The 14,411-nt window shown below is 71.4% G+C and carries 9 protein-coding genes; 4 read left to right on the plus strand and 5 right to left on the minus strand.

What is annotated here, in order from left to right; all coding sequences use genetic code 11:
* Positions 1 to 29: 29 nt before the first annotated feature.
* Together AB0B57_RS13635 and AB0B57_RS13640 are read right to left on the minus strand one after the other, a co-directional pair.
* Positions 30 to 1,643 (minus strand): ABC transporter permease, encoded by a 1,614-nt coding sequence (locus AB0B57_RS13635; protein ID WP_357068739.1) that lies wholly within the window; start codon positions 1,641 to 1,643, stop codon positions 30 to 32.
* On the minus strand, positions 1,640 to 2,536 hold the full coding sequence (locus AB0B57_RS13640; RefSeq protein ID WP_357068741.1) for an ABC transporter ATP-binding protein: 897 nt from the start codon (positions 2,534 to 2,536) through the stop codon (positions 1,640 to 1,642). The genes AB0B57_RS13635 and AB0B57_RS13640 overlap by 4 nt, the downstream gene beginning before the upstream one ends.
* Positions 2,537 to 2,629: 93 nt before the next feature.
* On the opposite strand from AB0B57_RS13640, the gene AB0B57_RS13645 reads away from it, so the two are divergent.
* Positions 2,630 to 3,127 carry a helix-turn-helix domain-containing protein gene (locus AB0B57_RS13645; protein ID WP_357068743.1) on the plus strand — a complete coding sequence of 166 codons (498 nt, stop codon included), beginning with the start codon at positions 2,630 to 2,632 and terminating at the stop codon, positions 3,125 to 3,127.
* 3 nt (positions 3,128 to 3,130) lie between these two features.
* Here the strand turns inward: AB0B57_RS13645 and AB0B57_RS13650 are convergent, their stop codons facing one another.
* Entirely contained in the window at positions 3,131 to 3,685 is a 555-nt protein-coding gene (locus AB0B57_RS13650; RefSeq protein ID WP_357068745.1) for a response regulator, read from the minus strand.
* On the minus strand, positions 3,682 to 8,049 hold the full coding sequence (locus tag AB0B57_RS13655) for a HAMP domain-containing protein (RefSeq protein ID WP_357068747.1): 4,368 nt from the start codon (positions 8,047 to 8,049) through the stop codon (positions 3,682 to 3,684). Before AB0B57_RS13655 ends, AB0B57_RS13650 begins: the two co-directional genes overlap by 4 nt.
* A gap of 316 nt (positions 8,050 to 8,365) precedes the next feature.
* Between AB0B57_RS13655 and AB0B57_RS13660 the strand changes: the two genes are divergently transcribed.
* The gene (locus tag AB0B57_RS13660) at positions 8,366 to 10,417 is read left to right on the plus strand and encodes a SpoIIE family protein phosphatase (RefSeq protein WP_357068749.1); all 2,052 of its coding nucleotides are present in this window, start codon (positions 8,366 to 8,368) and stop codon (positions 10,415 to 10,417) included.
* Positions 10,418 to 10,450: 33 nt separating this feature from the next.
* On the opposite strand, the gene AB0B57_RS13665 is transcribed toward AB0B57_RS13660, so the two are convergent.
* On the minus strand, positions 10,451 to 11,809 hold the full coding sequence (locus tag AB0B57_RS13665; RefSeq protein ID WP_357068751.1) for an FAD-binding oxidoreductase: 1,359 nt from the start codon (positions 11,807 to 11,809) through the stop codon (positions 10,451 to 10,453).
* A gap of 95 nt (positions 11,810 to 11,904) precedes the next feature.
* Between AB0B57_RS13665 and AB0B57_RS13670 the strand changes: the two genes are divergently transcribed.
* Both AB0B57_RS13670 and AB0B57_RS13675 read left to right on the plus strand, forming a co-directional pair.
* Complete coding sequence (locus AB0B57_RS13670; RefSeq protein ID WP_357068753.1) at positions 11,905 to 14,001, plus strand: S9 family peptidase; 2,097 nt, start codon at positions 11,905 to 11,907, stop codon at positions 13,999 to 14,001.
* 213 nt (positions 14,002 to 14,214) lie between these two features.
* Positions 14,215 to 14,400 (plus strand): hypothetical protein, encoded by a 186-nt coding sequence (locus tag AB0B57_RS13675; protein ID WP_357068755.1) that lies wholly within the window; start codon positions 14,215 to 14,217, stop codon positions 14,398 to 14,400.
* Positions 14,401 to 14,411: the final 11 nt, after the last annotated feature.

Genomic DNA, 14,411 nt, shown 5'->3' on the forward strand with positions numbered 1-14,411 from the left:
ACGAGGTCAAGGGGTAGGTGGGGGTGGGGTTAGGGGGTGGGGATGTCTCTGGTGCGGAAGGTTAGGAGCGCTGCTGTCAGGAGGGCTGCTGTTGTTGCCGTCAGCGCGGCTAGCGGGGTTGTCTGCCAGCCTTGGCTGAGGACCTGGGGGGTGTGGGTGAACGGGGAGACATCTAGCGCCCACTGGTTCAGTTTGAGCACCGCGCCGAGCTGACCTAGCAGCAGACAGCCGGCGAGCACCGCCCAGGCGCCCCCGGAGAAACGGGGCAGCCAGCCGACCAGCAACGCCGCCAGCCCGGCCAACACCCAGGCCGCCGGCACCTGGGCCAGCCCGGCACCGAGCAGTCGCGGCAGCTCGCCGCGGACGTCGGAGACGCTGAGCCCGTAGGCCAGCCCGACGGCCAGCCCGGCGACGGTCAGCACCACCGCGGGGCCGAGCAGCGCGAAGACCAGATGCGAGGCCAGCCAGCGGGTCCGGCTCACCGCCGTCGCGAGCAACGGCTCGGCCCGGCCGGCGGTCTCCTCCGCCCGCGCGCGCAGCGCGGCCTGGATGCCGTACCCGGCGGCGGCCAGCGCGGTCAGACTCAACGTCGCACCGAGGTACGCCTCGGCGAGCGCCGAGCTGCCGCCGAGCCGGGACACGATCTCGGAAACCTGCTGGTTGCCCCGCACCGCCTCGCCGGCCGCGTCCGCCGCCCCGCCGAGCACCAGGCCGAGCGACCCGAAACCGACGGTCCAACCGAACAGCGGGCCGCGGTGCAACCGCCAGGCCAGGCCGAACGGGCCGGCCAGCCCCGCACCGGCGGTGGCCGGGCCGAGCCGAGCCGGAAACACCCCGGCGCCGAGGTCACGGCGGACCGAGACCGGGTACGCGACGAGCACGACCGCCGCACTGAACAGCACCGGCAGCAGCAGCACCCACAGTCGCTCGTCGGCAAAGGCGCGGCTCCGCGCCGCCCAGCCCAGCGGCGAGAGCCAGCTCAGCCACTCGGCACTCCCGCCGGTGCCGCCGGAACCACCGGCGTCGCCGGCCAACCGCAGCACGAAGGCCAGCCCGAGCGCGCCCAGGCCGATCCCACGGGCCCCACCCGCGCTCTCGGTGAGCTGCGCGGCCAGCCCACCGACCGTGGCGAAGACGACGCCGGTGAGCGCCACACCAGCACCGAAGAGCACCGAACCCCCGCCGGGCAGGCCGGCCGCGACCAGGCCGCCGGCGATGAGCAGGCCGAGCAACACGTTCGCGGCGTACGTCACCAACAGCGCGGCGGTCAGTCCGGCGTACCGGCCCAGCACGGTGGCGCCGAGCAACTCCCGCCGACCGGCCTCCTCCTCGGTGCGGGTGTGCCGCACGACGGTGAGCACGCTGACCAGCGCGGCGATCAACGCCAGCAGACCGGCGCGTTGGACGGTGAGCGCACCGATGCTGTCGCCGTACACCGGGCCGAGCAGGGCGACGATCGACGGGTTGCTCGCCGTGCCGGTGAGGTACTCGGCCCGCTCGGCGGCGGTCGGGTACAGCCCCTCGTACGCGCTGGCGTAGCTGGCCGGCAGCACCGCCAGCAGCAGAACCCAGATCGGCAGCAACACCCGGTCCCGGCGCAGGATGAGGCGGACCAGGTGCCGGGTCCCGGTGAACGCCGTCATGACCGCACCTGCTCGGTCTGGTAGTGCCGCAGGAACAGCTCCTCCAGTGTCGGTGGCTGGCTGACCAGGCTCCGTACGCCGATCTCGGTGAGCCGGCGCAGCGCGGAGTCCAGTGCGGCGCTCTCCACGTCGAAGCGCACCCGGTGCCCGTCCACCCGCAGTCCGTGGACGCCGGCGAGCTGGCCCAACCCGTCCGCCGGGCCGGTCAGCTCGGCCTCGATCGAGGTGCGGCGCAGGTGGCGCAGCTCGGTCAGGGTGCCGGTCTCCACGTCCCGCCCGTTGCGGATGATCGTCACCCGGTCGCAGAGCGCCTCCACCTCGGCCAGGATGTGGCTGGAGAGCAGCACGGTGCGACCGTCGGCCTTCGCCCGGCGGACCCAGTGTTGGAACACCTCCTCCATCAGCGGATCGAGCCCGGAGGTCGGCTCGTCCAGGATGAGCAGTTCGGCGTCCGAGGCGAGGGCCGCCACCAGGCCGACCTTCTGTCGGTTGCCCTTGGAGTAGGCCCGCCCCTTCTTGCGCGGGTCCAGCTCGAAGGCGTCCAGCAGCTCGGCCCGGCGGGCCGGGTCCAGCCCGCCGCGCATCCGGCCGAGCAGGTCGATGACCTCGCCGCCGGAGAGGTTGGGCCAGAGCGTCACATCGCCCGGCACGTACGCCAGTCGGCGGTGCAGGGCCACCGCGTCGCGCCACGGGTCACCGTCGAGCAGGCGGACGACCCCCGCGTCCGTCCGCAGCAGGCCGAGCAGTGCCCGGATGGCCGTCGACTTGCCGGCGCCGTTCGGGCCGAGGAAGCCGTGCACCTCGCCGGTGCGGACGGTCAGGTCCAGACCGTCGAGCGCCCGGGTTCGGCCGAAGGTCTTGACCAGACCGGACACCGAAATGGGAGTTTCCATATCTCGGAAGCTACACTCGTTTCACAAAGTTGTGAAGACTGTGCGAACTCGGCAGCATCGACTGTCACATCAGGACGCGGGAGGGGAACCACCATGGCAGCCGGCGACACCCACGACCCGGTGCACCTCTTCGTCGAGCGGATGGCCCTGACCTTCGCCGAGGTCGGTTTCCCGCGAATGGCCGCCCGGGTGTTGTTCACCGTGATGAGCGCGGACGACCCACTGACCGCCGCCGAGATCGGCGACCGACTCGGGGTGAGTGCGGCGGCGGTCAGCGGCGCGGTCCGCTACCTCACCCAGTTCGGCATGCTGATCCGCGAGCCGGTCCCCCGGTCCCGCCGGGACCGCTACCGAATGCCGGACAACCCCTGGTACGAGGGCACCATCACCAAGACCGGGATCTACAAGACCTTCATCGACGTGGCCGAGGGCGGCCTGCTCGCCCTGAACGGTCCGGAGACACCGGCCGGCGAACGAGTGGCCGAGATGCGCGACTTCTTCATCTTCGTCCAGGAGGAGATCGAATCGTTGGGTGAGCGCTGGCGGGCCCGGCGGGCCGCCACCGGCCACACCCGACCCGGCGAGGCCTGAGGGTCAGGCCGTGTTGCCCCAGCGAGCCTGCTCCAGCATGCGGACCGCCCGGTCGTGGGCCTCCACGTTGTCGGAACGGAGCAGCGTGGTCGCCTCGTCGACCGCGTCGGTGAGCCGCCGCCACTGCGTGTCGCGCTCGCGCACCAGGTCCGACTGGGTGGCCAACTGCCGGGTCTTCACCCACAGCTCGACGAAGACCGACACCTTGGCCCGCAACACCCACGGGTCGAACGGCTTGGTCAGGTAGTCCACCGCGCCCACCTGGTAGCCCCGCAGGGCGAGCTGGGCGTCCCGGTCGGCGGCGGTGAGGAAGATGATGGGCACGTGCCGGGTCCGCTCCCGGCGCTTGATGTGGCTCGCCGTCTCGAAGCCGTCCATGTCCGGCATCTGCGCGTCCAGCAGGATCACCGCGAAGTCGTCCACGAGGAGCTGCTTGAGCGCCGCCTCACCGCTCTCCACCGCCACGGACTGGACCGGCAGGCCCTGGAGGATCGCCTCCAGGGCCGTCAGATTCTGCCGCCGGTCGTCCACGAGCAGCGCCTTGGCGATCTGGGTCACGAAGTCTCCTCGGTCCGGCTGCCGTTGATCCAGGACGACATCAACTCGATCAAGTCGTCCAGGTCGACTGGCTTGGTGATGTAGTCGCTGCCGCCGGCCGCGAGCGCCGACTCGCGGTCGCCCGGCATGGCCTTCGCGGTCAGGAAGACCACCGGAAGATCGGCGAACCGGTGGTTGCGGCGGATCTGGCGGGTGGTCTCGTAACCGTCCTGGTCCGGCATCATGGCATCCATCAGCACGATGTCCACCTCCGGATGCTCGGCCAGCAGGCGGACACCGTCCGCCCCGTTGTCCGAGTACAGCACGGTCATCCCGTGCAGCTCCAACGCGCTGGTCAAGGCGAAGACGTTGCGGACGTCGTCGTCCACGATCAGCACCGTGGCGCCATCCAGTTGACGGGTGGCCGGTGCCTCCGGCCGCTCCGGCAGCAACTCCAGCGGCGGCATCAGCAGCGACGACGGCAGGCCGGCGCGCTGCGGCGACGGGAGTTGGGGCGCCACCACGGCATCCGGGGCCAGCACCTGCGGCACGAACAGCGTGAAGGTCGAACCCTGTCCGGGAGCGGACGACACGGTGATCGTGCCGCCGATCAGTCGGGCCAGGTCGCGGCTGATCGACAGGCCCAGTCCGGTGCCGCCGTAGCGGCGACTGGTCGTGCCGTCCGCCTGCTGGAACGCCTCGAAGATGATCGACAACTTGTCGTCGGAGATGCCGATCCCGGTGTCGATCACGGTGAACGCGATCACCTGCTGGGCATTCGTCAACGCCGGCACGTCGAAGACCGCGTTCTCCGCCGCCGGGGCGATCCGCAGCGTCACCGCGCCGTTGTCGGTGAACTTCACCGCGTTGGAGAGCAGGTTGCGCAGGATCTGCTGCAACCGCTGCGCGTCGGTCACCAACGCCGGCGGCAGATCCTTGCTCACCCGTACCTGGAAGTCCAGGTTCTTCTCCTCGGCCTGCGGTGCGAACGCCTGCTCGACGTAGCCGCGCAGCTCGGCGAAGCGGATCTCGGTCGGCTCGACGTCCATCCGGCCCGCCTCGATCTTGGACAGGTCGAGGATGTCGTCGATCAGCCGCAGCAGGTCGGAGCCGGAACCGTGGATGGTCCGGGCGAACTCGATCTGCTTCGGGCTGAGGTTCTGCTCCGAGTTCTCCGCCAACAGGCGGGCCAGCAGCAGCAACGAGTTCAGCGGCGTACGCAGCTCGTGGCTCATGTTGGCCAGGAACTCCGACTTGTAGGCCGAGGCCCTGGTCAGCTGCTGCGCCTTCTCCTCCAGGCCCAACCGGGCCAGCTCGATCTCCCGGTTCTTCGTCTCGATGTTGCCCTTCTGCTCGGAGAGCAGGGTGGCCTTCTCCTCCAACTCGGCGTTGGTGCGCTGCAACTCCGCCGACTGCTCCTGCATCTCGTGCGCCAGCCGCTGCGACTGGGCCAGCAACTCCTCCGTACGCCGGTTGGCCTGGATGGTGTTGACCGCGATGCCGATGGTGAGCACCAGCCGCTCCAGGAACGCGAGGTGCAGCTCGGAGAAGGCCGACACACTCGCGAACTCGATCACCCCGAGCAGTTCGCCCTCGAAGAGCACGGGGAGCACCACCAGGTCCGACGGAGGTGTCTCGGCCAGACCGGACCGCAGCGTGAGCCGGCTGTCCGGGGAGGCGCTGACCCGGATCGTGCGGCGGGAGAGCGCGGTCTGCCCGACCAGCCCCTCACCCGGCCCGAAGGTGACGTCGTTGCCCCGCGCCACGTACCCGTAGGAGGAGGTCAGCCGCAGCCGCATACTGCCGTCGGTGTCGTCGGCCAGGAAGAAGGCACCGAGCTGGGCGTCGACGAGCGGGGTCACCTCGGTCATGATCATGCGGCAGACCTCGCCGAGGTCGCGCTGGCCCTGCAACAGGCCGCCGATGCGGGCCAGGTTCGAGTCCAGCCAGCCCTGCTCGGCGTTCTTCTTGGTCGTCTCCCGGAGGGTGACGATCATCTGGTTGATGTTGTCCTTCAGCTCGGCGACCTCGCCCTGCGCCTTGACGGCGATCCGCTGGGTCAGGTCGCCCCGGGTCACCGAGGTGGACACCTGGGCGATGGCCCGCAACTGCGTGGTCAGCGTCGAGGCGAGCTGGTTGACGTTCTCGGTGAGGTCCCGCCAGGTGCCGGAGACGCCCTTCACCTGCGCCTGACCGCCGAGCTTGCCCTCGATGCCGACCTCGCGGGCCACCCGGGTCACCTCGTCGGCGAACGACGACAACTGGTCCACCATCGTGTTGACTGTCGACTTCAGCTCCAGGATCTCGCCCTGGGCGTCGACGGTGATCTTCTGGGAGAGGTCGCCCTTCGCCACGGCGGTGGTCACCGAGGCGATGTTGCGGACCTGGCTGGTCAGGTTCGACGCCATCGAGTTGACGTTGTCGGTCAGGTCCCGCCACGTACCGGAGACGCCCTTGACCTGGGCCTGACCGCCGAGCTTGCCCTCGGTGCCCACCTCGCGCGCGACCCGGGTCACCTCGTCGGCGAACGACGACAACTGGTCCACCATCGTGTTGACAGTCGACTTCAGCTCCAGGATCTCGCCCCGCGCGTCCACCGTGATCTTCTGCGACAGGTCACCCTTCGCCACCGCCGTGGAGACCTGGGCGATGTTGCGGACCTGGGCGGTCAGGTTCGAGGCCATCGAGTTGACGTTGTCGGTCAGGTCGCGCCAGGTGCCGGCGACCCCGCGCACCTGGGCCTGGCCGCCGAGCTTGCCCTCGGTGCCCACCTCGCGGGCCACCCGGGTCACCTCGTCGGCGAACGACGACAACTGGTCCACCATCGTGTTGACAGTCGACTTCAGCTCCAGGATCTCGCCCCGCGCGTCCACCGTGATCTTCTGCGACAGGTCACCCTTCGCCACCGCCGTGGTCACCGAGGCGATGTTGCGGACCTGGCTGGTCAGGTTCGACGCCATCGAGTTGACGTTGTCGGTGAGATCCCGCCACGTACCGCTGACGCCCTTGACCTGGGCTTGGCCGCCCAGGTTGCCCTCGGTGCCCACCTCACGCGCGACCCGGGTCACCTCGTCGGCGAACGACGACAACTGGTCCACCATCGTGTTGACGGTGTTCTTCAGTTCCAGGATCTCGCCCTGGGCGTCCACCGTGATCTTCTGCGACAGGTCACCCTTCGCGACCGCGGTGGAGACCTGGGAGATGTTGCGGACCTGGCTGGTCAGGTTGCCGGCGAGCTGGTTGACGTTCTCGGTGAGGTCCCGCCAGGTGCCGGAGACCCCGCGCACCTGGGCCTGCCCGCCGAGCTTGCCCTCGATGCCCACCTCACGGGCGACCCGGGTCACCTCGTCGGCGAACGACGACAACTGGTCCACCATCGTGTTGACGGTGTCCTTCAGCTCCAGGATCTCGCCCTGCGCCGCCACCGTGATCTTCTGCGACAGGTCACCACGCGCCACCGCCGTGGAGACCTGCGCGATGTTGCGGACCTGGGCGGTCAGGTTCGACGCCATCGAGTTGACGCTGTCGGTCAGGTCCTTCCAGGTGCCGGCCACGTTCGGCACCTCGGCCTGGCCGCCCAGCTTGCCCTCGGTGCCCACCTCGCGCGCCACCCGGGTCACCTGCTCGGCGAAGAGCCGCAGTGTGTCGGTGAGGTAGTTCATCGTGGCGGCCAGCTCGGCGACCTCACCGCGCGCCCCGACGGTGATCTTCTGCGACAGGTCGCCCTTGGCCACCGCCGTCGCCACCTGCGAGATCGACCGCACCTGGCCGGTCAGGTTCGACGCCATGGTGTTCACCGAGTCGGTGAGGTCCTTCCAGGTGCCGGCGACGCCCCGCACGTCGGCCTGGCCACCCAGCTTGCCCTCGGTGCCCACCTCACGGGCCACCCGGGTCACCTCGTTGGAGAACGAGGACAACTGGTCGACCATCGTGTTCACGGTGCGCCCGATGCGCAGGTACTCACCGCGCAGCGGCCGGCCGTCGATCTCCAACGCCATGTGCTGGGACAGGTCGCCGTCCGCGACCGCCACGATGACCCGGGCGATCTCGGTGGTCGGTCGGCCCAGGTCGTCGATCAGCGAGTTGATCGCCCGCTGCCCTTCCGCCCAGGAGCCGTCCAGCCCCTCGTCGTCGAGCCGCTCGGTGAGCCGGCCGTCGCGGCCGACGATCCGGCTGATCCGCCGCAGGTCCAGGTACTGCCGCTCCTGGAGCGAGACCACCTCGTTGAAGGCGTCCGCCACCTCGCCGGCCGCGCCGGCGCGGCGGGGAAGGCGGACCTTCAGGTCGCCGCGACCGATCCGTCGCAGTGCCTCGGTCAACTCACCGAGGAGCGCCTCGTGGTCGGGCACGGACGGATCCGCCACCGACTGCTTCGCCGTGGTCATCATTCCTCGCTCCACTCGGGGGCTGCCGGTCCGTGCGGACACACCGGCACCCCATATTGTGCCCGCGCGCGCCGTAGTGCCAGGGTGCGCGACCCGCCAGGTGGCCCCGAGCGCCGTCCGATCCGCCCGATCGACGCGAGGCTGGCTGCGTGGGTCGCACACCTCGCAGAGTTCGCCAACGCCGCTCATGGACGCAACGCGACGCAGCGTGTTCGGTTAGTGCCGACAGGGGACCCTTCCTCCCGGTTGGGGAGGAGGGGACGCGCGGATGATGATCGGCTTGGCACCCGGTGGGGGAACGGTGGAGGATACGAGGGTGTCAGCCGAGGCGGGGCCCGCGACGGCCGGGGCCCGGGACGGGGCGACCCGGCGCGTCCGCCTGCCAGCCGACCGCCGTACGCCGGCCGCCGCGCGCGCCGTGGTCCGTTCGGTGTTGACCGAGTCACACCTGGACGACCTGGCCAACGAGGCCCTGCTGCTCACCACCGAGTTGACCACCAACGCCGTCGAGCACGCCGGTACCGAGTTGGACATCGAGGTCGTCGCCGACGAGATCGGGCTGACCGTCACCGTCTCCGACTTCGCGCCGGGCTCGGGCGACGAGCTGACCGTCGGCGCCCGCAACGACTCCACCGAGATCGACGAGGTCTCCGAGCGGGGGCGCGGTCTGCTGCTTGTCGACCACTTCGCCAGCCGCTGGGGCACCACGTACCTGCCCACCGGCAAGGGCGTCTGGTTCCGGCTGGACCGCCCCGGCGCCGACCCGCCGACCGGCGGCACCACCGGTGGCGCCCAGGTGGGCACCGACCGGTCCGCACCGAGCGCCAGCGCGATGAGCGAACTCATGCAAACCGCCCCCGACCTGTACGCGGACGATCCGCTGCCGGACTTCGCCACCAGCCTGCTCAGCCGAGTCGCCGAGATGGTGGGAGCGGCCGGCGGCACGATCCGCCTGGACCGGGGCGACGGGCAGGGCCGCCAGGTGCTGGCCCACTTCGGTCGACCGCCCCGCGCCGGCAGTGAGCTGCTCCGGGTGCCGCTGACGGTGCACCGCCCGTACGCCGGGGAGCTGGAGTTGGACGCCGCGCCGTCGGCGTACGCCCAGCCGTTGGCGGTGCTCACCGCCGAGCGGCTGTCGCTGCACCTGGAGAACGACCGGCTGCGCCGGGCCGACGTCCGCCGGCAGGTGTGGTTGACGTTCCTGGCCGAGGCGAGCGAGCTGCTCGCCCAGTCGTTGGACGTCGACCTGACCATGGCCCTGGTGCCGCAGCTGGTGGTGCCCCGGCTCGGCCAGTGGTGTGCGGTGCACACCGCCGACGAGTGGGGCCGGCTCCGGCTGGCGGCGGCCAGCCACGCCGACGAGTCGATGTTGCCGCAACTGCACAAGGTGCTGGCCGAGACCGGGCCGGACTCGATCCAGGCTCGCCTGCGCGAGGCGTCCCGCAGTGCGGCGCAGATCCCCCTGGGCGGGCCCATGGAGGGTTTCGCGGTTCCGCTGATCGCGCGGGGGCAGCGGCTCGGCACCCTGGCGGTGGGGCGGCACCAGCGGCACCGGCACGACCCGGACGAGGTGGCCGTGTTGGAGGACGTGGCCCGGCGGGCCGCGCTGGCCATCGAGAACGCCCGCATTCACGCCGAACGCCGCCGCGTGGCGCAGACGCTTCAGCAGTCCCTGTTGCCGCCGGTGCTGCCGCTCGTGGACGGGATCGGCTTCGCCGCCGAGTACGTCCCGACCGGTGACGACGCGGAGGTGGGGGGCGACTTCTACGACGTGGTGCCGCTGCCCGACGGGCGTTGGCTGGTGGTGATCGGTGACGTCTCGGGCAAGGGTGTCCAGGCCGCCGCGGTGACCGGGCTGGTCCGGGACGTGATCCGGGTGCTGGTCGGCGACGGCAAACCGTTGCCGGAGGCGTTGGCGCGGCTCAACGAGACGCTCGTCGAGCGGGGTGGCGGACGATACTGCACATTGGCGCTGGCGGCGGTCGGGCCGGGCCAGGGCGACCAGTTGGACGTGTCGCTGCACCTGGCCGGGCACGACCAGCCGGTGCTGCTGGCCGGTGCGGGCGGCGCGGGGTTCGTCGGCACCAGTGGCACCGCGCTCGGCCTGCTGGACACGATCACCTCGCCAACGGCGAAGATCACGCTCGCGCCGGGCGACTCGCTGATCTTCTACACCGATGGTGTCACCGAACGACGGCGCGGCCGGGAGCTGTTCGGCACGGACCGACTGCGGGACGCGGCCGCTCCTCTGGCCGGCTATTCGGCCGACGTGGTGGCCGCCCGGCTGCGTTCCGTCGCGATCAACTTTTCGGTGGAGCCGCCCCGGGACGACATCGCCATCCTGGTGCTCCGCAACGACGCGACCTGAGCTGAGCTGACCGGGCGATCGGCGGCGGCGGGGTCAGAGGCCGCCGGGTAGTCGCCCGGGGGAGAGCCGGTGCTCCGGGTCGAGGTGCTCCTTGGCCTCGCGCAGTTGGGCCAGGCCGGCCAGGTCGCCCCAGAGGTCGACGGCCTGGCGGACGGCCGCCGGGGCGGAGACCACCACGCAGCGGCCCTGCCGGGCCAGCAACACCCCTCGGACGGCGGCCAGGATGGACGCCACCCGGCTGGGAACCAACGCTCCGGGCAGTGCCGCGTGCACCACGCCCAGCCCGGCGGACCCGCGCACCGGCACCGGCGTGCCGGTGGCGTCGCGTAGCGCGTAGACGGCGGCGTGCAGATCGCCGATCGGCACCTCCAGACGCAGCGCCGTGTCGCCGGGAGCGAACGGGTAGCGACGCCACCACGTCGGCGCGGAGTGGGCGATCGTCGCCTCGCCGTCCAGCAGGCCGACCAGGCGCTCGGCGCGTTCGGTGACGTCGGCGGGACCGCCCTCCAGCAGCACCACCAGGCTGCCCGCCCGGGACGGAACACCGGCCCGGCCGGACATCGACGGGTGGCGCTCCCGGGCCGCCGCGGACGGGTGGCCGGGCGGGTACGGCGAACGTGGCCGGAGGGTGCCGCCCGGCAGGTCCAGCTCGACGGCAGCCGGCTCCAGTCGGGCGGCGAGGATCGTCCGGATCAGCTCGTGCACCTCCAGCGGCGTCCACACCGGGCGGGACACCCAGAGTCGGCTCGCCGGCAGCGGCTGCACCCGCAGACTCGCCGAGACCAGCACACCGAGCGCACCCTGGGAGCCACACAGCAGCCGGGCCAGGTCAAGACCGGGTGCGCCACCCCCGGCGCTGACCAACTCACCGTCGGCGGCGAGGTAACGGACACCGAGCAACTGGTCGCAGGGGCTGCCGTGGCGGTGGCGCAGCGGGCCGGCCTCGCCGGCGGCGAGCACCCCGCCCAGGGTCGCGCCGGGTGACGGGGCATCCATCGCCAACCGCTGCCCGGTGCGCTCCAGCGTGGCCTGCACCGCGCGAAGCGGGGTGCCGGCACCCACCTCGGCCACCGGCGCGCCGGCCGGCTCGTGACCGATGCCGGCCAACCGACCGGTGTCCAGCATGATGTCGACCTGCACGGGCGTGGCACCCCAGTCGATCTTCGTGCCGGCACCCCGGGGAACCACCGTCAGGTCGTGCGCGGCAGCCAGGCGCAGCACCTCGGCGGCGGCGTGCGGGCCGCCCGGCACCGCCACCCAGCGCGCCCGCCGCCCCGCCACCTCGTCGGCCGCGCCGCCGAGCCGGGAGAACGGCGGACCGCAGATCGCCGCCAACCGCCGGGTGATCTCGAGAGCGCCGGACCGGCCGAGGGAACTCGCTGCTGCCGCCATGCCGGCTATCGTACATGTGTTCGAAAGCGGTACCGACGCGGACCGGGATATCACTGGTACGGCGTACAGCAGGTGCTGGCCGGTAACGTGGCGCCGTGACCACCGAGACTGCCCCGCCCGCGGCGAAGCGGGTGCCCAGCGAGCGCAGCCACCACGGCGACACCGTCGTCGACGAGTACGCCTGGCTCGCCACCAAGGACGACCCGGAGACGATCGCCTACCTGACCGCCGAGAACGAGTACACCGACGCGCGCACGGCGCACCTGGCCGCGCTCCGCGCGGACCTGTTCGAGGAGACCCGCCAACGCACCAGGGAGACCGACCTGTCCGTGCCGACCCGCAAGGGCGGGCACTGGTACTACACCCGGACGGTCGAGGGGCAGCAGTACGGGGTGCAGTGCCGGCGCGCCGTGCGCGACGGTGAAACCGACCCGCCGGTCAGCGCGGAGGGCGCCCCCCTCGACGGGGAAGAGGTGCTGCTCGACGGCAACCTGCTGGCCGAGGGGCACGACTTCTTCTCGCTTGGCACGTTCGACGTCAGCCCGGACGGTCGCTGGCTGGCCTACTCCACCGACTTCTCCGGCGACGAGCGGTTCACCCTGCGCGTGAAGGACCTGACCACCGGCGAGTTGCTGCCGGACGAGGTCCCGGACACGTCCTACGGCACGGCCTGGTCGGCCGACGCGTCGACACTGTTCTACGTGACGGTGGACGAGGCCTGGCGACCCAACCGGGTCTGGCGACACACCATCGGTTCGGCCGCCAGCGACGACGTGGTGATCCACCAGGAGGACGACGAGCGGTTCTGGGTGGGCGTCGAGCTGACCCGGTCGGAGAAGTTCATCCTGATCGACATCCACAGCAAACTGACGAGCGAGGTGCTGGTGATCCCCGCCGGCAACCCGACCGGCACGCCGGCCGTGATCGCCCCCCGCCGGCAGGGCGTCGAGTACGCGGTGGAGCACCACGGCCACCGTTTCCTGATCCTGCACAACGACGGCGCCGAGGACTTCGCGCTGGCGTTCACCTCGGCGGACACGCCGGGCGACTGGGTGCCGCTGATCGAGCACTCCCCCGGCACCCGGCTGGAGGCCGTGGACGCCTTCGCCAACCACCTGGTGGTGTCGCTGCGTACCGACGGGCTGACCGGGCTGCGGGTGTTGCCGGTGGGCAGCGACGACGCCCACGACATCGACTTCCCCGAGCCGCTGTACAGCGTCGGGCTGGACGCCAACCCGGAGTACCGCACCGGGCAGGTCCGCCTGCGCTACTCCTCGCTGACCACGCCCGACTCGGTGTACGACTACGACCTGGTCACCCGCCAGATGGTGCTGCGCAAGCAGAAGCCGGTGCTGCCCGGGCCGGACGGCCGACCGTACGACCCGGCCGAGTACGAGCAGCACCGGGACTGGGCGCTCGCCGACGACGGCACCCGAGTGCCGATCTCACTGGTCTGCCGGGTCGGCACCTCCCGGGACGGCTCGGCGCCCTGCGAGCTGTACGGCTACGGCTCGTACGAGGCCAGCATGGACCCGTGGTTCTCGGTGGCCCGACTGTCGCTGCTGGACCGGGGCGTGGTCTTCGCGGTGGCACACACCCGGGGCGGCGGCGAGCTGGGTCGGCGTTGGTACGACCAGGGCAAGCTGCTGGCCAAGAAGAACACCTTCACCGACTTCGTCGCCTGCGCCCGACACCTGGTCAAGGCCGGCTGGACGGCCAGCGACCGGCTGGTGGCCAGGGGGGCCTCGGCCGGCGGCCTGCTGATGGGCGCGGTGGCGAACCTGGCACCTGACGCGTTCACCGGCATCGTCGCGCAGGTGCCGTTCGTGGACCCGCTCACGTCGGTCCTCGACCCGTCACTGCCGCTGACCGTCACCGAGTGGGAGGAGTGGGGCAACCCACTGGAAGACCCCGAGGTGTACGCGTACATGAAGTCCTACACGCCGTACGAGAACGTGGCCGCCGTGGACTACCCGGCGATCCTCGCGGTGACCAGCCTCAACGACACCCGGGTGCTCTACTCGGAGCCGGCGAAGTGGATCGCCCGGTTGCGGGCGGTCGCCCCGGGCGGCGACTACCTCCTCAAGACCGAGATGGGTGCCGGGCACGGCGGCCCGAGCGGTCGCTACGACTCCTGGCGTGAGGAGGCGTTCATCAACGCCTGGATCCTGGACCGCATCGGCCGCGCCTGATCGGGGCGAGTGTGGTCCGACGCGATCGCGCTCGATCGTGGAAGTAGTCGCCTCGGCAGCTCGGGGAGACCACCACTTCCATGATCGAGCGCGATCATGGACCGGCCGGGTGGAACGGCCGCCGCCCTGCACCGGGCCCGGCGCGGGCGGGCGCGCGGCGCTCGGGCTTGTTGTTCCCGGGCTGGCGCGGATGTCGGGGCCTAGACTTCCGGGGTGACCGGGGCTACGGATGGTGACGGCGGGGCCGCCGAGGACGTCCGTCGGCCGAGCCTGGCGGCGTTGGCCCGGAATCGTCGGGTCTGGCTGATCCTCGCGGTGGTCGCCGGCCTCCTGGTCTGCTGCTGCTCGGCGGTGATCGGCGCGTTGGTGGCGCTCTCCTCCGGCCTGCTCACCGCCTGAACCGGCCGATC

Source organism: Micromonospora sp. NPDC049101, from assembly GCF_040648675.1.
Classification (GTDB): Bacteria; Actinomycetota; Actinomycetes; order Mycobacteriales; family Micromonosporaceae; genus Micromonospora.

Excerpts from the sequence above, each read along its gene's own strand:
- AB0B57_RS13635 (WP_357068739.1), bottom strand. The coding sequence starts at position 1,643 with ATGACGGCGTTCACCGGGACCCGGCACCTGGTCCGCCTCATCCTGCGC.
- AB0B57_RS13640 (WP_357068741.1), bottom strand. The coding sequence starts at position 2,536 with ATGGAAACTCCCATTTCGGTGTCCGGTCTGGTCAAGACCTTCGGCCGA.
- AB0B57_RS13645 (WP_357068743.1), top strand. The coding sequence starts at position 2,630 with ATGGCAGCCGGCGACACCCACGACCCGGTGCACCTCTTCGTCGAGCGG.
- AB0B57_RS13655 (WP_357068747.1), bottom strand. The coding sequence starts at position 8,049 with ATGACCACGGCGAAGCAGTCGGTGGCGGATCCGTCCGTGCCCGACCAC.
- AB0B57_RS13665 (WP_357068751.1), bottom strand. The coding sequence starts at position 11,809 with ATGGCGGCAGCAGCGAGTTCCCTCGGCCGGTCCGGCGCTCTCGAGATC.